The sequence below is a fragment of the Pseudomonas psychrophila genome, assembly GCF_001043005.1.
Classification (GTDB): domain Bacteria; phylum Pseudomonadota; class Gammaproteobacteria; order Pseudomonadales; family Pseudomonadaceae; genus Aquipseudomonas; species Aquipseudomonas psychrophila.
The window spans coordinates 254,236-272,438 of sequence record NZ_JYKZ01000004.1 but is presented as its reverse complement, the minus strand read 5'-3'; the positions used below and the strand labels follow the sequence as shown (position 1 = coordinate 272,438).

Annotated in this window: 17 protein-coding genes; 6 read left to right on the top strand and 11 right to left on the bottom strand. The window is 59.9% G+C overall.

Going from position 1 to position 18,203, the window contains the following annotated elements; translation table 11 throughout:
- Window positions 1–96: 96 nt before the first annotated feature.
- Window positions 97–837 carry an SDR family oxidoreductase gene (locus tag TU76_RS12610; RefSeq protein ID WP_048351767.1) on the bottom strand — a complete coding sequence of 247 codons (741 nt, stop codon included), beginning with the start codon at window positions 835–837 and terminating at the stop codon, window positions 97–99.
- Window positions 838–943: 106 nt separating this feature from the next.
- Between TU76_RS12610 and TU76_RS12605 the strand changes: the two genes are divergently transcribed.
- Entirely contained in the window at window positions 944–1,900 is a 957-nt protein-coding gene (locus TU76_RS12605; protein WP_019823372.1) for a LysR family transcriptional regulator, read from the top strand.
- Between the two features lie 116 nt (window positions 1,901–2,016).
- The gene (locus TU76_RS12600) at window positions 2,017–3,294 is read left to right on the top strand and encodes an MFS transporter (protein WP_019823371.1); all 1,278 of its coding nucleotides are present in this window, start codon (window positions 2,017–2,019) and stop codon (window positions 3,292–3,294) included.
- Between the two features lie 157 nt (window positions 3,295–3,451).
- Here TU76_RS12600 and TU76_RS12595 read toward each other — a convergent pair whose 3' ends face one another.
- The 9 genes from TU76_RS12595 to TU76_RS12555 all read right to left on the bottom strand — a co-directional run bounded on the left by TU76_RS12595 (window position 3,452) and on the right by TU76_RS12555 (window position 11,546).
- A complete protein-coding gene (locus tag TU76_RS12595) occupies window positions 3,452–3,703 on the bottom strand; it encodes a hypothetical protein (RefSeq protein WP_019823369.1) in 252 nt (83 codons plus the stop codon).
- 94 nt (window positions 3,704–3,797) lie between these two features.
- Window positions 3,798–5,120 carry an MFS transporter gene (locus TU76_RS12590; protein WP_019823368.1) on the bottom strand — a complete coding sequence of 441 codons (1,323 nt, stop codon included), beginning with the start codon at window positions 5,118–5,120 and terminating at the stop codon, window positions 3,798–3,800.
- A 40-nt stretch (window positions 5,121–5,160) separates the two neighbouring features.
- Window positions 5,161–6,396: an L-fucose:H+ symporter permease gene (fucP, locus tag TU76_RS12585; protein WP_019823366.1), complete on the bottom strand. Its 1,236-nt coding sequence runs from the start codon at window positions 6,394–6,396 to the stop codon at window positions 5,161–5,163.
- Between the two features lie 124 nt (window positions 6,397–6,520).
- Window positions 6,521–6,850 (bottom strand): L-rhamnose mutarotase, encoded by a 330-nt coding sequence (locus TU76_RS12580; protein WP_048351766.1) that lies wholly within the window; start codon window positions 6,848–6,850, stop codon window positions 6,521–6,523.
- Window positions 6,847–7,623 (bottom strand): L-fucose dehydrogenase, encoded by a 777-nt coding sequence (locus TU76_RS12575; protein WP_048351765.1) that lies wholly within the window; start codon window positions 7,621–7,623, stop codon window positions 6,847–6,849. Before TU76_RS12575 ends, TU76_RS12580 begins: the two co-directional genes overlap by 4 nt.
- On the bottom strand, window positions 7,620–8,483 hold the full coding sequence (locus TU76_RS12570) for an amidohydrolase family protein (protein WP_046808555.1): 864 nt from the start codon (window positions 8,481–8,483) through the stop codon (window positions 7,620–7,622). Before TU76_RS12570 ends, TU76_RS12575 begins: the two co-directional genes overlap by 4 nt.
- A 23-nt stretch (window positions 8,484–8,506) precedes the next feature.
- Window positions 8,507–9,784 (bottom strand): L-fuconate dehydratase, encoded by a 1,278-nt coding sequence (locus TU76_RS12565; RefSeq protein ID WP_019823360.1) that lies wholly within the window; start codon window positions 9,782–9,784, stop codon window positions 8,507–8,509.
- Between the two features lie 14 nt (window positions 9,785–9,798).
- A complete protein-coding gene (locus TU76_RS12560; RefSeq protein WP_019823359.1) occupies window positions 9,799–10,647 on the bottom strand; it encodes a fumarylacetoacetate hydrolase family protein in 849 nt (282 codons plus the stop codon).
- Window positions 10,648–10,805: 158 nt separating this feature from the next.
- Complete coding sequence (locus tag TU76_RS12555) at window positions 10,806–11,546, bottom strand: SDR family oxidoreductase (RefSeq protein WP_019823358.1); 741 nt, start codon at window positions 11,544–11,546, stop codon at window positions 10,806–10,808.
- A gap of 240 nt (window positions 11,547–11,786) precedes the next feature.
- On the opposite strand from TU76_RS12555, the gene TU76_RS12550 reads away from it, so the two are divergent.
- Window positions 11,787–12,548: a FadR/GntR family transcriptional regulator gene (locus tag TU76_RS12550; RefSeq protein ID WP_048351764.1), complete on the top strand. Its 762-nt coding sequence runs from the start codon at window positions 11,787–11,789 to the stop codon at window positions 12,546–12,548.
- A 121-nt stretch (window positions 12,549–12,669) separates the two neighbouring features.
- Window positions 12,670–13,935, top strand: coding sequence for an EAL domain-containing response regulator (locus TU76_RS12545; RefSeq protein ID WP_048351811.1), 1,266 nt, complete (start codon window positions 12,670–12,672; stop codon window positions 13,933–13,935).
- On the opposite strand, the gene TU76_RS12540 is transcribed toward TU76_RS12545, so the two are convergent.
- On the bottom strand, window positions 13,890–15,188 hold the full coding sequence (locus tag TU76_RS12540) for a histidine-type phosphatase (protein WP_048351763.1): 1,299 nt from the start codon (window positions 15,186–15,188) through the stop codon (window positions 13,890–13,892). The two genes, TU76_RS12545 and TU76_RS12540, sit on opposite strands and share 46 nt — an antisense overlap.
- Before the next feature lie 374 nt (window positions 15,189–15,562).
- On the opposite strand from TU76_RS12540, the gene TU76_RS12535 reads away from it, so the two are divergent.
- Both TU76_RS12535 and TU76_RS12530 read left to right on the top strand, forming a co-directional pair.
- A complete protein-coding gene (locus TU76_RS12535) occupies window positions 15,563–16,804 on the top strand; it encodes a glutamine synthetase family protein (RefSeq protein WP_162207960.1) in 1,242 nt (413 codons plus the stop codon).
- 66 nt (window positions 16,805–16,870) lie between these two features.
- Window positions 16,871–18,175, top strand: coding sequence for an MFS transporter (locus tag TU76_RS12530; protein WP_048351761.1), 1,305 nt, complete (start codon window positions 16,871–16,873; stop codon window positions 18,173–18,175).
- Window positions 18,176–18,203: the final 28 nt, after the last annotated feature.

The following is an 18,203-nucleotide window of genomic DNA, read 5'->3' as shown; positions in this document are numbered from 1 at the left end:
AGCACTCCTATATTTAAATATGTTCTGTGGGAGCGAGCCTGCTCGCGAAACAGGCGCTGATGCCTTCGCGAGCAGGCTCGCTCCCACAGTCAGGTTTCAGTTGCTCATCCCGCCATCAATCACTTGGGTGGTGCCGGTGGTGTAGCTGCTGGCGTCGCTGGCCAGGTACAACGCCAACTGGGCGATTTCTTCAGCGTGGCCGATGCGGCCCATGGGCTGGCGGTCAACAAAAGCTTGATACACCTCAGCTTCGGAACGTCCTTGCTCAAGTGCCTGCTGGGCGATGCGCTGGCGCAGCGACGGGGAGTCCACGGTGCCGGGGCAAATGGCGTTGCAGCGAATGCCCTGGCGCACGTAATCGGCGGCCACGGATTTGGTCAGGCCAATCACGGCGGCCTTGCTGGCGGTGTAGGCAAAACGGTTGGGCACGCCTTTAACGCTGGAGGCCACCGAGGCCATGTTGATGATCGAACCGCCCCCGTTGCTCAACATGCCCGGCAAGAAGGCACGGATCATCCGGTACATGGCCGTTACGTTGAGGTCGAATGAGAATTGCCAGGCCTGTTCGTCGCAGTCCAGCACAGCGCCGCTGTGCACATAACCTGCGCAGTTGAACAGCACGTCCACGTTGCCCACTTGCTGGCTGATAGCGTCAATGTCCGACGCACGGGTCACGTCCAGAGAGAGGGTTTGAATGCCGGGGATGTCGTGCAAGGCTTCGATATTCAGGTCGGTGGCGATGACCTGAGCGCCGGCATCCCGAAAAGCCATTACCGATGCGCGGCCTATGCCTTGCGCTGCAGCGGTGATCAGAACGCGTTTATTGGCTAGGTTCATGACAAGTGTCCGTTGTTATTATTTGGCGCAACCACTGCACACTAATGTTGCTTTGCGATAATCGCCAATGAGATATTCTCAGGACTTAATAACCGGAGGTTATCGGATGGCGGATGTCGGGTTTAACCAGCTGTGCAACTGGCTGAGGTTTCGCCATTTGGTGCTGATCGACACCCTGGCGCGCACGCAAAACATGCATGCCACGGCACAGGAAATGAGCATCAGCCAGCCGGCTGTTAGCAAGATGCTGCGTGAAATCGAGCACCAGTTGGGCTTCGAAGTTTTCGCCCGCTTGCCGCGCAGCATGACGCTGACCGACCTGGGCACCCACGTGGCCCGGTTCGCCCAGATCGCGCTGAACGACACCGGCCAGTTTGTCAGCCAGATCAATCATCTGCGCCAGGGCGGACATGGCCTGCTGAAGGTCGGCACGATCTATGCCGCGACGGCTTTGGCCGTGCCCGCGGCAATTGTGCGGGTCAAGCAGCAGTGGCCACTGCTTACCGTGCAAGTGCTTGAAGGCACCAGCGCCAACATGCTGACCTTGCTCGAACACAAGGAGCTGGACCTGGTGGTGGCCCGGTTTACCCTCGACCGTCATCGTGAGTTGTTCGAGTTCCAGGCGCTGGCGCCGGAGCCGTTGTGTCTGGTCACCGGCAGTCAGCATCCCTTGGCTGGAGCCAGTGAAGTCCCCTTGGCTGAACTCGGCAGCTGGCCATGGGTGATCTACCCCACAGGCACACCGATGCGTGCGCGGGTAGAAAAAGCCTTTGTCGAAGCCGGCATGCAGACCCCGGAAAACACCGTCGAAACCGTGTCCCTGCAAACCACCATGCAGCTGCTGCAGACAACCCCGGCGGTGGCGATGCTGGCTGAATCGATGGTCGAGCCAGAAATCCAGGCCGGACGCCTGACCCGTCTAGCCTTACCGTTTCCGCTGGTCTTGGCGGATTACGGCGTCATCACCCGGCGTAACGAAGAGCCGCAGTGGTCTGCAAAAGCTTTTATCGATGCGCTATTGAGCGGGCCCGATGCTCTGCGCGGCGCTCGCCAGACACCTTGATAACTCGCAGTTATTAACTGATCCAATCATGTGATTGGGCAGCGGCCGCATCGCCCTCTAAAGTGATCGACGCCCCACCTGCCGGGTAGGGGCGCAACCGCTCATGAGAGGCGCGAATGAGAACAATAAAAAGCTACAAGACGCTGACAATCTTCTTCCTGTTCCTGATTGGCGTGGTCAATTACCTCGACCGAAGTGCACTGTCCATCGCCAACACCACCATCCAGAAAGACCTTGCCATCAGCCCGATGCAAATGGGCGTGATGCTCTCTGCCTTTTCCGTGGCCTACGCCTTCTCCCAATTGCCCCTCGGTGCCCTGATCGACAAGCTGGGCAGCAAGTTGGCGCTGGGTGGATCGCTGGTGGTGTGGTCGGTGGCGCAGGCGGCTTTCGGGCTGTTCAGCAGCTATGGCCATCTGGTCGGGCTGAGGGTATTGCTGGGGATTGGCGAGGCACCGGTCTTTCCTTCGGCGGCCAAGGCCTTGTCGGAGTGGTTCGACACCCAGGAGCGGGGCACGGCAACCGGCTGGGTGTGGTCCTCGACCTGCATCGGGCCGTGCCTGGCGCCGCCTTTGTTGACCGTATTCATGGTGCATCTGGGCTGGCGCGGGATGTTCATCCTGACCGGTGTGATGGGCCTGTTATTGGCGGTGTGCTGGTTCAAGTTCTACAAAAGCAAAGCGCAATACATGGCCGAGACAGGCCGTGCAGAACCGGTGCCGGTGCAACAGGCCAAGGCACCGAAAGTGCGCTGGACCTCGTTGTTCAAGGATCGCAATACATGGGGGGCCTTTCTCGGGTTCATGGGCGTGATCTACATGATCTGGCTCAACCTCACCTGGCTGCCCGGCTACTTTGAACGCGAGCATGGCCTGGACCTGTATCGCACGGCCTGGGTGGTATCGCTGGCTTATCTGTTCGGCGCCCTGGGCACCATCGTCGCGGGCAAGTGCTGTGACCGTCTGGTGGCGAGGGGCATGCGGGTACTGGCCAGCCGAAAACTGATGGTGATTCTGGGCCTGCTCGGCGGGGCGCTGTTTACCCTGATCGTGGCGTTTACCACCAACGTGGTGGCGTGCGTGATCCTGCTGTGCCTGACCATGTTCTTCATCAACATCTCCAGCGCCACGGCCTGGATGATCGTCAACACCATCGTGCCGTCGGAGCGTGTCGCTTCGTTTGGTTCGATCCAGAACTTTGGCGGTTATTTGGCGGGCTCCATTGCCCCGATCCTGACGGGGTTCAGCGTGCAGCAGAGCGGCTCGTTTTCTTCGGCATTCGTGATCAGTGCGGTGGTCGCTGCGTGTTCAGCCTTTGCCTACTTTGCGTTGCTCAAGGAGCCGGGCGGGAATGCATCGTCACCCCTGCAGCTTCGCGAGGCGCAGGCTTTGTAGCAGCTGACGAGCGGAGCGAGGCTGCGTCCGGCGGCGCAGCCGTCGTGAAACCTGAATTCCGTTTTCGCCTGACACAACGAGGCACCTGACTAACGACGGCTGCGCCGCCGGACGCAGCCTCGTTCCTTCGGCAGCTGCTACGGGAATGATGAGGCGCTTATAACCACGACTCGGTAATGCGTCGGTCCAGCTCTTCCCAGTCAGCCATGCCCAGCACCCGGGTGGTGTTCAGGCCGCGCAGGTAGCCGCGCAGTTGATGAGCGCTGGCGTGAATGTCGGCAGTGCGGGTGTTTTGGTTGTGCAGCGCCTCTTCATAAAGGCTCAGATATTCGTCCACCCGGTCGCGGTACTCGGGCAGTACCGCTTCTCGAATCAGGTCGAAGGTTCGCAGTTTTTGATTGGTATTCACGGGTCACCCTTTGTGAGATTACGGGCTGTTGTTTTGATTCCAACTGTTTCCCAATGTAGCTCACATGTGACCCGTGTTAATACCCGCTGCCCGGTCAGTGTGACGCGGGTGCTGTCACGGACGGTGAATCGACCTGTTTGCCTGGCTCATGTCCGGCTCTTGCGCTGCGAATCAACATCAGCGCGCCCAACAACGCCGTCCCGGCCAAAAAGTACATGCCCGCGTGCGGATTGTTGAAGTAGCCCTCGGCCCAGGTTTTGACCGTTGGTGCCAGGAACCCGCCCAGATTACCCAGCGCGCCAATCACGGCAATCCCGCTGGCAGCTGCCGCGCCCCCCAGAAAACGGGTAGGCAGGGTCCAGAACAGCGGTTGCACGGTGATGAATCCGGCGGCCGCGATGCAGAACGCCAATATCACCAGCGGCAGGCTGCCACTTAATGTCGAGCCGACCATGCCCACTGCGGCCAAAGCCAGCATTAGCGCGGCGAAGCGAGTTTGCTGACCTTTGCGGTCGGCGTAGCGGGTCACGATATACAGCATGCACACGGTGGCAATCCACGGGATTGAAGTCAGTGCGCCAACCTTCAAGCCAATGCCGGTGCCCAGCAACTCGGCGATCCGCGTCGGCAGATAGAACAGCACCCCGTACACGCTGACCTGAATCGTGAAATAGATCAGGGTGAAGTACAGCACCATCGGGTTGATCAGTGCCGCGCGCCACGACGAAGGCCCCTTGTTGGCCTTGAGCAGGTGTTCCTTTTCAAGCTCGTGCTCAATGGCTGCCTTTTCTTCGCGGCTCAGCCACTTGGCATCCCGGGGCTTGTCGGTCAGATAAAAGAACGCAAACACGCCGATGATCGAAGCCGCCAGACCTTCAGTCACAAACATCCATTGCCAGCCGGTAAGGCCGAACTGCGCGGTTTCCAGCAGCCAGCCCGACACCGGCCCGCCTACCATCAGCGAGACCGGTACGCCAAAGTAGTAGATGCCATAGGCCGAGCCGCGCTGGTTCTGCGGGAACCAGTAGGTCAGATACAGCACCACTCCCGGCGACAGGCCGGCTTCGGCCACGCCCAGCAAAAAACGCAGGATGTAAAAGCTGGTTTCGTCGTGGGCAAACATCATCGCCGCCGACACCAGGCCCCAGGTGACCATGATCCGGCTCAGCCAGATACGGGCACCGATCTTGTGCAGCATCAGGTTGCTCGGGACTTCAAATACCGCATAGCCGATAAAGAAAATCCCTGCGCCCAAGGCAAACGCCGCGTTGCTCAGGCCGGTGTCCGCCTGAAAGGCGTGTTTGGCAAAGCCGATGTTGGAACGGTCGATGATGGCCATCGCGAACATCAACGCGACAAAGGGCAGGATGCGCCAGCGGATTTTACTTAGCGCCTGTTGCAAAACGGGATTGGACATGAGGTGCTCCGGTTATTTTTTTTGTGGAGTACAACGACACTTAACGGGCTGGTTTGGCTTTGAGGGCGCCGCGGGCATAAGCCGCCACGATCACAAAGCAACCCATCGGTAACAGGTAGGCCACGGCCGTGGAGGAATGGTCGGCCACCAGGCCCATCACGTAGGGCAACAGTGCGCCGCCGACAATGGCCATGATCATGAACGAGCTGCCGCGCTTGGTATGCGGGCCGAGGTTTTTCACGCCCATGGCAAACAAGGTCGGAAACATGATCGACATGAAGAAGAACGTCGCCACCAGCGCCACCACCGACAGGCCTTCAATCCCCGTCACCACCACCGCGCACAGCCCGACGTTGATCAATGCGTAGATCAGCAGCAGACGCTGGGCGTTGACGCGGCCCATCAGCCAGGTGCTGAAGAACCGGCCGAACATGAAGCTGAGCATCGCCACCGAGAGCAGATACGCGGCCTGCTGGCTGCTCATCTGCGCCCAATGCTCGGTCACGTAGTTGATGAAAAACGCACCCACGCCGACTTGTGCGCCCACATAGAAGAACTGGGTGATGACGCCGGTGACGAACTCGCGGTGCTGCCACAGGGTTTTGTGGTCATGCTGGCCGGCTTGTACTTCCTGTTCGCGCAGATCAGGCAAGGGGGTGCGGGCGATCAGGATGGCCACCAGCAACACCAGTGCGGCAATTACCAGGTAGGTCATTTGCAGCGATTGCGTGGTGTCGGTGCTGTTGGCGCCACTGAAAAACAGTGCGCCGCCAATCAATGGTCCAAAAAACTGCCCCAGTCCGTTGAATGACTGTGCCAGGTTCAAGCGTCGTTCAGCACCGGCAGGCTCACCCAGCACCGTGGCATACGGGTTGGCGGCGGTTTCCAGGCAACCCAGGCCGCAGGCGATTACAAACAGGGCGAACAGAAAGAACTGAAAGCTCTGTGCGGCAGCTGCGGGCATGAACAGCAGGGCGCCCGTGGCGTAGAGGCACAAGCCCAGCAAAATGCCAGCCTTGTAGCCGTATCTGTCCATGATGAACCCGGCAGGCAGGGCAATCAGAAAGTACGCCCCGAAGTACGCGCTTTGCAGCAGGCCCGACTGGGCCTTGCTCACGTGCAGGGTTTCCTGAAAGTGTTTGTTCAGTACATCGAGCAGGCCATAGGAAAGGCCCCACAGGAAGAACAGGCAGGTCACCAGAATCAGTGCCCAGCGATAGGACGTAACCGCCCGGGTAAAAGGTGGCTCTGCGACGTTCGAGTGCTTGAGTGACATGACGCATCTCCTTCTTATTGTTGTTGGCGACTTGCGTGGATCTGGATCGATTTGTGGGAGCGAGCCTGCTCGCGAAGGCATCAAAGCCTGCTTCGCGAGCAGGCTCGCTCCCACAGGGTTACGGCTACAGGCTGAATATCGGGCTCATCGGCGCCCATTTTTCATGGGGCAAGGTCCAGGGTGTGGGCTGTTGAAAACGCCACATCAGCGCTTCCCATTCCTGCACCTTGGGTTCGCTGGCGCTGGCACGCTCAAAACCCTCGGCGCTGAAGCCGGGGGCGGTGTCCATGACCATGAACAGCCGCGTCCCCAAGCGCCAGATCTGCATGTCCAGCACCCCGTGCTGGCGCAGGTGGGCGCTGATCTGCGGCCAGATGTGTTGGTGCAAGCGCTCGTACTCGGCGATCAATACCGGATCGTCCTTGAGGTCCAGCGCCAGGCACTGGCGGGTCATGTCAGCGCCCGGTCCAGGTGGGTGTAGCCACCATCGACCACCAGCCATTGCCCGGTGGTGTGAGAGGCGCGGGAGGACAACAGAAACAGCACGCTGTCGGCGATTTCCGAGGCCGTGGTCATGCGTTGGCCGAAAGGGATTTTTTCGACGATGCTCGAAAGCTTGGCTTTCGGGTCGGCAAAGGTGTCGATCCAGCGCTCATACAGCGGGGTCATGACTTCTGCCGGGATCACCGCGTTAACCCGGATCCCGTCCTCCAGCAATGAGGTGGCCCATTCGCGCGTCAGGGACAGTTGCGCGCCTTTGGCAGCGGTATAACCGCTGGTGCCGCCTTGGCCGGTGAGGGCTGTTTTGGAGCTGATATTGACGATGGAGCCGCGAGTGGCCTTGAGCGCGTCCACGCACAGGTGGGTCATCACGTAGTAATGGATCAGGTTTTTTTCCAGGGACTCGACGAAGGCCGAGCGCCCGGCCTCAACGCCTACGCTGTCGTTGACTCCGGCGTTGTTGACCAGCCCGTCGATGCGTCCAAAGCGTTGCAGTACAGTGGCGACCGCTGCCCGGCAGGCGTCTTCGTCACGCAGTTCGACCTGGATAAACAGGCTCTGCGAGCCGCGCTGGTCCAGTTGCCGTGCCAGCTCATCGGACAGCGGGCTGTGGCCGAAAATCACCGGGATCGCGCCTTCGTCAGCCAGCCCCAGAGAGATGGCTGCGCCAATCCCCGAACCGCCGCCAGTGACGATAAAGACCTTGTCTTGCAGGTACAAATTCATGGAGTCGCTCCCTCAATGGTGTAGACGCGGCACGCCGTACCGCCCCAGATAGCCGCGTGTTGCGACGTGCTGAGGCTGGACGACAGGCTGTCGAGCAAAGTGCAGGTGGCTGTGTAGTCGCTGGCCAGCAGGCACACGGGCCAGTCGGAGCCGAACATCAGACGATCGGCGCCGAACAGTTCCAGTGCGGTGTGCAAATAAGGCGTCAGTTGGGCGCTGTGCCAATGCTGCCAATGGGCTTCGGTGATCAACCCTGACAACTTGCAACTGACATGGGGCAGGGCGGCCAACGGCGCGAGCTGTTTGGCCCAGGCGGTTAAATCACCGGCTTGCACATCGGGTTTTCCCAGGTGATCGAGCACCAGATGATGCTGGTCATGCTGCTGGCACAGTTTGGTGACCGCCCCCAAATCTCTTGCCTTGACCAGCACTTCATAGACCAGTCCCTGGCGCTGCAACGTTGTGAGGCCGCGCTGAAATTTATGGCTTAGCATGAAGTCACCGGGTGAAGGTTCGTCCTGCAACTGATGACGAAAGCCACGCAAAACCGGATTTTGCCCCCAGCGTTCCAGCGACTGTTCAAGATCGCTGGCGCACAGGTCGACCCAACCCACCACGGCGCGAATCCACGGGTAACGTTCAGCCAGCAGCAATAACGCATCGGTTTCACTGGCGCAGGCCCGGGCCTGCACGGCGATGCAGCCGTCAAGACCGGCCGCATCAAGCAAGGGCCGCAAGTCATCGGGTTGAAAGTCCCGGCGCAAGCCGCTCATGTCGGGACCTATCCAGGGATAGTCCGTGGCGTCATAGCGCCAGAAGTGCTGGTGTGCATCGAGTCGCAGTGAGTGTGAGGACGACATTATTATTGTGCTCCGCCCTTGGTTCAGCCCCGGTACCGATACTGCTCGCGGGACGCTGCTTTCATCTGGATCGAAAAGCCCGGCGCCTGTGGGGGCATATAGGCCGCATTGCGAATCACGCACGGGTCTTCAAAATGCTCGTGCAGGTGGTCGACAAACTCCACCACCCGGCCTTCGTGAGTCCCGGCGATGCACAGGTAATCGATCATCGACAGGTGCTGCACGTACTCGCACAAGCCAACACCGCCGGCATGCGGGCATACCGGCAAGTTGTACTTGGCTGCCATCAGCATCACGGCCAGCACTTCGTTGACCCCGCCGAGACGGCAGGCATCGATCTGCACCACATCAATGGCTTCGCGCATGATCAGTTGCTTGAACACGATACGGTTCTGGCACATCTCGCCGGTTGCGACCTTGACCGGGGCGACGCCTAGACGGATTTTGCGATGACCTTCCACGTCGTCCGGGCTGGTGGGTTCTTCGATAAACCACGGGTTGGCAAACGACAGCTCGCGCACCCAGTCAATGGCGGCGTCGACTTCCCATACCTGATTGGCGTCGATCATCAATTGGCGATCCGGCCCCAGCACCTCGCGGGCGATGCGCACGCGGCGGATGTCGTCTTGCAGGTCGTGGCCGACTTTCAGTTTGACGTGGGAGAAACCTGCATCCACCGCTTCCTGGCAAAGCCTGCGCAGTTTGTCATCGGCATAACCGAGCCATCCGGCCGAGGTGGTGTAGCAGGGGTAACCGTCAGCTTCCAGTGAAGCCAGGCGCTCGGCCTTGCCCTGGGCGCGTTCGCGCAGCAAGGTCAAAGCTTGTGCCGGCGTGATGCAGTCGGTGATGTAGCGAAAATCAATGCAACGCACCAGTTCTTCGGGGCTCATGTCGGCCACCAGGCGCCACACGGGTTTGCCTTCTGCCTTGGCCCACAAGTCCCATGCCGCGTTGACCACTGCACCGGTAGCCAGGTGAATGGCGCCCTTGTCCGGGCCGATCCAGCGCAGTTGGCTATCGCTGGTCACGTGGCGCCAGAAGCGGCCCATGTCTTCGGCGATCCATTGCAGTTTCAAACCCACCAGCAAGCTGGACAGCGCCTTGATCGAGGCGCAGCAAATCTCGTTGCCGCGGCCGATGGTAAAGGTCAGGCCGTGACCTTCAAGGCCCGGGGTGTCGGTTTCAAGAATGACATAGGCGGCTGAGTAATCCGGGTCCGGATTCATCGCATCCGAACCATCCAGGGATTGCGAAGTGGGGAAGCGAATGTCTTCAACCCGTACGGCGGTAATCGTGGTCATGGTTCAACTCCCTGTCAGTCGGCGTTCACGGTGCGTTGTTGTTGTTCACCCAGGCCGCTGATGCCCAGACGCATGGTCTGGCCGGCGCGCAGGTACACGGGTTCGGGCTTGATGCCCAGACCGACGCCCGGCGGCGTGCCGGTGGAAATCACGTCGCCCGGTTGCAGGCTCATGAACTGGCTGAGGTAACTGACGATTTTCGGGATCTGGAAAATCATCGTTCGCGTGTTGCCGTTCTGGTAGCGCTTGCCGTCTACTTCCAGCCACAGGTCGAGTTGGTGCGGGTCGGCGATTTCATCGCGGGTCACCAGCCACGGGCCAAGCGGGCCGAAGGTGTCGCAGCCTTTGCCTTTGTCCCAGGTGCCGCCCAGCTCGAGCTGGAACTCGCGCTCGGAGACGTCGTTGATCACGCAATAACCGGCCACGTGCTCAAGGGCATCGCTTTCGCTGATGTAACGACCGCCCTTGCCGATGACCACGCCCAGTTCGACTTCCCAGTCGGTTTTGCGCGAGTTTCGCGGGATTTCTACGTTGTCGTTGGGGCCGACAATGGCGCTGGTCCATTTGCTGAACACCACAGGCTCGGCGGGGATGGCGGCGCCGGTTTCGGCAGCATGGTCGGCGTAGTTGAGGCCGATGCAGATGAACTTGCCGACCTGGCCGACGCAGGCACCGATACGTGGCGAGCCTTCAACCAGTGGCAGGGTCGACGGGTCGATATCTTGCAAGCGGGCAATGCTTTGCGGGCTCAGGGTTTCGCCTGCGATATCCGTGACCACTGCGGACAAGTCGCGCAGTTGACCGTTGTTATCGAGCAGAGCAGGGCGTTCCTGGCCTTTGTCACCGTAGCGCAGCAGTTTCATAAACAATCCTTTTTGGAAGGGGCAGGGCCCTGTGGGAGCTGGCTTGTTGTGGGAGCGGGCTTGCTCGCGATGGCATCAGCGCGATTATCCTGATACACCGCAGCGATCCAATCGCGAGCAAGCCCGCTCCCATAAGAGCAAAGTCAAAAGCGATGGAGTCAGTTACTCCAGCCGCCATCAATGATTTGTGCTGTGCCGGTGGTGAAGCCGCTGGCACTGGAACCGAGGTAGAGCGCCAGCTGGGCGATTTCTTCGGCGGTGCCGATGCGGCCCATGGGTTGGCGAGCGGCAAAGGCGGCGTACACCTCGTCGGTGCTGCGGCCTTCACGCTCGGCTTGTTCGCTGATGCGCTGGCGCAGGGAAGGGGAGTCGACGGTGCCGGGGCAGATGGCATTGCAGCGAATGTTCTGGCTTACAAAATCAGCCGCCACCGAACGGGTCAGGCCAATGACCGCGCCTTTGCTGGCGCAGTAGGCAAAGCGGTTGGGCACACCTTTAACGCTGGAGGCCACCGACGCCATATTGATGATCGAGCCGCCACCGTTGCTCAGCATGCCCGGCAAGAAGGCGCGGATCATGCGGTACATGGCGGTCACGTTGAGGTCCAGGGCGAAGCTCCAGTCCTGTTCGCTGCATTCCAGAATGTTGCCGCTGTGCACAACGCCAGCGCAGTTGAACAGCACATCCAGCGGGCCAAGTTCCTTGGCCAGGCGCTCGATTGCAGCGGCATCGGTAACGTCCAGAATATGTGTGTGCGCGCCTTCAAGGGTGTTGAGGGCTGCGGCATTGATGTCGGCGGCGAAGACTTCGGCGCCAGCGGCGAGGTATGCCTGGACACTGGCCTGGCCAATGCCCTGAGCGGCCGCAGTGATCAGCACGCGTTTGCCGGAAAGATCCATGGGTGCTCCATTACGTTTTTTTGTTTTTGTCGTAAATGGCCTAATGGTCAGGCCATTGTGGGCGTAGCAAATGGCAAAACGACTCAAGTGCAGGGATAAGGTTTGCTATGATCGCTTTACGTTATCCATCCAATGGTCAGGCCATTGGTCCTTTTGTAGCATGCACCTCAAGCTTCAACAAGCGTCTTTTTTTGCCAAAAGTGCTCGTCGAAGGCTGTCCATTCCAGAGCTTATTTCCTGATGCCATTTCAAGTTATTGATAATCAAAGACTTTATCGGCAAATCGCTGATCAACTACGTGCCTTGATCGACAGCGGTGAATTCCCGCCGGGCAGCCGTTTGCCGGCCGAGCGCGAACTGGCCAAGTTGCTGGGTGTGAGTCGCGCCTCGGTGCGCGAGGCGATGATTGCCCTGGAAGTCATCGGTCTGGTGGATGTGCGCGTGGGTAACGGGGTTCTGGTCTGTGAGCCGCCGGTGCAAGCGGTGTCCGACGAACCAGTGATGGCCCAGGCCACGCGAAATCAGTGGAAAGAACTGGACCCTGAGTTGGGCATCGAAGTTGATTTCAGCGCTGAGATCCCGCCGTTCGCCTTGCTTCAGGCTCGGCGCCTGATCGAGCCCGAGGCCGCGGCACTGGCAGCGGTGAATGCCAGTGACGAAGAATTGGCGGGTATTCGTGAGGCGTTCGAGCGCAACGTGCAGGACAACCGCAACGACTCCCATACCCACCCGGGCGACCGCCTGTTCCATATCCGCATTGCCCAGGCTTCGGATAACCCGGCCTATGCGCTGATGATCCAGCATTTGCTGGGTCATCGTTACGGCAGCATGTTCCAGCGTTTGCAAAGTCACTACACCCCGGATGACATGATTCATCGTTCGGAAAATGAACACCGTCGCGTGCTGCAAGCACTGGAGCAGCACGACCCGGCCGCTGCACGTCAGGCAATGGCCGAGCATCTGGATGAAGTGATCCGCATCTTCACCCGCAGTGCTCGCTGACCTTCAATCGACAGCCGGGTCGACTTGGGATAATTCCTACGTTTAAGGGGAAATTTCCTAGGTAACTATCCTGATGTCTCCGGGACAATTGACCTACACCGTTTTTCGATGGGTCAACCTGATGTCTGGTCATTCACTGCGTATCCTGATTTTGGAAGATGACGACTTCCAGCGCGCCGTAGCGGTGAGCCTGTTTCGCTCGCTGGGCTGTCATGAAGTGTTTGAGGCCAGTGATGGCAGTGAGGCGCTGGCGGTTCTTGAGCAGGTTGGTGCGGTGGATATCGCCGTCTGCGATTTACAGATGGAAGGCATGGACGGTCTGGCCTTTTTGCGCCGGGTGGGCAAGTCGGGGCAAGTCAAAGCCATCATCATCAGCAGTGCCCTGTCGGCTGACTTGCGCCGCACGGCGCGTCAGATCGTTACCCTTTTGGGGTTGGAGTTGCTGGGTGATGTCGGCAAGCCGCTGCACGCCGAAGTGCTTGGGCCTCTGCTGGCAAAGTATCAGGGCGCCTGCACCACCGAGAAAACGCCCGGCAGTAAGGTGCAACTGGCCTGTGAAGACGAGGTGCGCCAGGCCCTGGCTCTGCAGCAACTGCAGGCCTGGTACCAACCCAAGTTCAACCTGCAGACCGGCGAGGTGTGTGGTGTTGAGGTGCTGTGTCGCTGGCAGCACCCGAGTAAAGGGGTGCTGCCCCCGGCCATGTTTATCCCGGTGCTGGAGCGCTGCGGGTTGATGGACGACATGTTGTTTGCTCAACTGGATCAGGCGTTGAGACTGCAAGAGCAAGCCAGGATTCAGGGCTTTCCCTTGAACATGGCGTTCAACCTGCAAACCGCGCAATTGGCCAATAACCAGCTGACTTACACCCTCAAGGGCATCCTGACCCGGCATGCGACGCCAGGCTCCAGGCTGACCTTCGAACTGACCGAGAACGGACTGCTGCAAGCGCCGGCCGCCAGTCTGGAGAACCTGGTACGCCTGCGAATGATGGGCTGCCGGTTATCGATCGACGACTTTGGAACCGGGTTTTCCTCGCTGCAACGGCTGTGTCAGTTGCCATTTAATGAAATCAAGCTCGACGCCGGGTTTGTTCGCCACCTGGAGCATGAGCCGCGCTGCGAAGCGGTGATCGCCAACACCCTGGCGCTGGGCAAAAATCTGGGCATGTCGGTGGTCATCGAAGGGATCGAAACCGAGGCCCAGTTTCAGCGCTTGCTGACAATGGGCTGCGTTGAAGGGCAGGGCTACTGGTTTGCACGACCCATGAGCGGCCAGGACTTGCTGCACTGGTTGCAACAACGTGAAGCCAGTCCTGGCGCTGAGGCTTCAACGGCGCCGGATCACTCGAATGAGTACGGCGTCAGTGCCGTCGGGTCGATGTTCTGATCCACGGTGGCCATCGCATCCTTGAGCGGGCAAAGCAGGCCGACGCTGGTTTTACGGCAGTCCCCGGCGCTGTTGAAATCACGCTTGAGCGGTTTTTGGGCGCCGGTCAGCTGCGTCAGGTTGCGGATCTGATCCATTGACTGCGCCTCAAAGGCAATGCGCAGAAAGTACTCGCCGGTTTTGACTTCCTTGTAGCGTTCAAACTGCAGCGTACCGACGGGCGGGATATTGTTCTCGATGTAGTCCCCCAGCTTCCAGCCGAAGCCGAGCATGGTGCGCAGGTAGGCGATATTGGTGTCGTGGGCCACGAGCAGCATCAGCGGCACATCAGGCGGGATGCTTTGCCCGTCTTTTTGGGCCAGCGGGGTGCCTTGCTTGAGTTCCAGCGAAATCTGGTTCATCAGCTCTGACGCACCGCGACTGGCGATATAGGGGATGTCATTGAGGTAGTCGTACTTGGCTTTGGTCAGCACCATCAGGCTCGACACTTGGGCTGCGGTACGACCGTTGCCGAACGCGACTTTATCCAGTGGCAAGCCCTGGCTGTATTCCAGGCGGAACACTTCGCCCATGTTGGCGCCCGCGCTCAGGCCCTTGATCGAGAAGCGGCCCTTGGCGTTTTGTTCAAGGGTCCAGGCTTGTTTGCCATAGGGGCAGTCGGCCGCGGGCAGGCAGGCGATTTCTCTGAGTTTTTCTTCAAAGGGTTTGTAACGGGCCTGAGCGGCCTCGACGCTGCCACCCAGGGCTTTGAGAATGTCGGCTTTGGCTTTCACTGGGTCGAGGGCGGCAAAGGGCATTTCATTGGCCTGGAACAAGGCGTCCTGGTCGCCGCTGACATAGGTCGGTTGCAGGCCGCAGCCCGGGAACATGCCGTCGAGCAAGGCTTGCGCGGTGGCCTTGGTGCGCTGCAGGGGGCTGGCGTGTACCAGTAACTGGCTGGCATCCGGGCAACCCTTGGGGATCAGCCCGGCGGTGCGCAGTACTTCGCCACGGTAGCGTCCCAATTCGACAGCACCGGTGTAGCCATGGCCGGTCAAGTTGCCGAAGGGCACCAGCCAGGTCGGCCATTGGCGTTGGGTGACGGCGGTGAGCAGTTTTTCATTGGACTTGGTAGGAGGACGCACGCCATGACGGCTGACTTGCACGACTTTATCCAGCGCATAACCATCGCTTGTGGGGGTTTGGGCCAAGGCCGCAGGGCTGAGCATGCTGGCCAGTAGCAGACCGGTATAAAGAGGGAGCAGCGTCTTCATCGTTCTTCCTTTTGGTCTTCCTGACACGGTGGGCAAAGAGCTTAGACAGTTATCGGGTAAACACCGCACAACCTGGCGTATCGGCTCTGTGGGAGCGGGCTTGCTCGCGATAGTATCGACGCGGTTTACCTGGTGGACCGCGCCGCCTGAATCGCGAGCAAGCCCGCTCCCACAATGCCAGTACGGTCCATCATCAGCGACTACACAAACCTGGAACAGGTGCGTATTTTGTACACATTGCCCTCAGTGGCCTGCACAGCAAGGAAAGTGTCATGACGAGCGACGTCCAGGGCTCACTCGCACAGCGATTGGCGGGTATCGATGAGGTTGAATGCGTCACTCCCGATCTCAATGGCGTACCGCGCGGCAAGGTGATGACTGCGGCGGGCTTTCTCGAAGGCCGGCGCTTGCAGATGGCTCGTGGCGTGCTGTTGCAATGCATCATGGGTGGCTACCCGGAGTCGCGCTTCTACGGCAGCGATGATGGGGATCTGGCATTGGTGCCAGACCCGGCCCAACTCCATCGCCTGCCCTGGAGCCAACAACCCAGAGCCCTGGCCATTTGTGACGCCGATGAATTCAGCGGTGAAAGCTCGCGGTTGTCGACGCGTGGTCAGTTGAAGGCGGTTATCGCTCGCTACGCGGCCCGTGGTCTGGCGCCGGTGGTAGCCACCGAGCTTGAGTTCTTTGTGTTTGCGCCCAACCCCGATCCGACTCAGCCGTTCCGCCCGCCTGTGGGGCTGGATGGTCGTCGCGAAGATGGCTTTTCGGCGTTCAGCATCAGCTCCAATAACGGTTTGCGGCCTTTTTTCAGCGAAGTCTACGAGTGCATGGCGGCACTGGGTTTGCCGCGCGATACCTTTATGCACGAGATGGGTGTCAGTCAGTTTGAAATAAACTTGCTGCATGGTGATCCCCTGTTGCTCGCCGACCAGACTTTTCTGTTCAAGCACTTGCTCAAGGAGGTTGCCCTCAAGCATGGCCTGACCGTTGTGTGTATGGCCAAGCCACTGGCACACACCGCTGGCAGCTCGATGCACATCCACCAGAGCGTTGTGGAGCTGGGCAGCGGTCGCAACGTATTCAGTGACGAGGAGGGGCAGCCGACAGCCACCTTTCGCCACTTTATCGGCGGCCAGCAGGCGGGGATGGCTGACTTTACGGCGTTGTTTGCCCCGAACGTCAACTCCTATCAGCGTTTGTTTCACCCCTATGCGTCGCCGAACAATGCGTGCTGGTCCCACGACAACCGTGCCGCAGGCCTGCGCATTCCGGCCAGCTCACCGGTGGCGCGGCGGGTCGAAAACCGTTTGCCGGGCGCCGACGCCAATCCGTATCTGGCCATTGCCGCCAGCCTGGCGGCAGGGTTATATGGCATTGAGCATGAGCTGGAACCGAGCGCCGCGATTCAGGGTGAGTTCGAAGTGCCCCAGGCGCTGTCATTGCCCTGTACCTTGCATGCAGCCCTTGATCGCCTCAAGCGCAGTCAATTGGCGATTGAACTGTTCGGCACTGAGTTCATCGAAGGTTACGTTGCGTCCAAGACGCTGGAACTTACCAGCTTCCATGACGAAATAACTCCCTGGGAACGTCGCGTTCTGGCGGCTCAGGCTTAAGCGTTTAAATCTGTGGCGCCGGGCCCTCGTCCCGGCTGCAGATACAAGGAGCCGCACGGAAAGCCAATGCACCAAATCTGGAAGTCTTTTCGAGCGTTGTACTTTGCCTCGCTGATGATGCTGATCGGCTCAGGCCTGTTGAGTACCTATCTGGCGCTGCGTCTGGCGGCCGACAACGTTGACGGTCTGTGGATCGGCGCGTTGATGGCGGCCAACTATTTTGGCCTGGTACTGGGCGGCAAGATTGGCCACCGGCTGATTGCCAGGGTGGGGCATATTCGTGCCTACGCCACCTGTGCCGGCATTGTCGGTGCGGCAGTGCTGTGTCACGGGCTGACGGACTGGTTGCCGGTATGGTTGCTGCTGCGGGTGATCGTGGGTCTGGGCATGATGTGCCAGTACATGGTCATCGAAAGCTGGCTCAATGAGCAGGCCGATGCAAAGCAGCGTGGGGTGGTGTTCAGTCTGTACATGATCGCCTCCTATCTGGGCCTGGTGCTCGGCCAATTGATCCTGGTGATCCATCCGGACCTGGGGCTTGAATTGCTGATGGTTGTGGCGTTGTGCTTTGCCCTGTGCCTGGTGCCCGTGGCCATGACCCGGCGCATTCACCCGGCGCCCCTGCACCCCGCACCGATGGACCCCAAGTTTTTTATCAAACGTGTACCCCAGTCATTGATCGCGGTGATGGGCGCAGGCCTGCTGGTGGGTTCGTTCTACGGTCTGGCGCCGCTTTATGCCTCGCAGCAGGGGCTGTCGACCGAGCTGGTCGGTCTGTACATGGGTAGCTGTATTTTTGCCGGGTTGCTGGTGCAGTGGCCGCTGGGCTGGCTGTCCGACCGCTATGACCGGCCATTGCTGATTCGCATCTTCGCCTTCTTGCTGGCGGTGGCGGCATTGCCGCTGGCGATCCTGCCGTCGGTGCCTCTGGAGGTGCTGTTTGTGGCCGGGGGCATGGCGGCGCTGATGCAGTTCTGTATTTATCCGCTGGCCGTGGCGTTTGCCAATGATCACATCGAGCCCGAGCGTCGCGTGTCGCTGACCGCGATGCTATTGGTGACCTACGGCATTGGAGCAAGCGTTGGACCGCTGGTGGCAGGGGTGCTGATGAAGGTGCTTGGCAGCCAGATGCTTTACGCGTTTTTCAGCGTGGCCGGCTTGATCCTGGTATGGCGAATTCGTCCGAATGCAGTGACCAACCTGCACCAGGTCGATGATGCGCCGCTGCATCACGTGGCAATGCCTGACAGCATGTCCAGCTCGCCGCTGGTAGCGGCGCTTGACCCTAGGGTCGATGAGCAGGTGGTGCAGGATCAGATGGTGGATAACGTTGAGCCGGAGCCGGAACCAGAGACGGAACCCAAGCCCTAGACACTTTCCCTGTGGGAGCGGGCTTGCT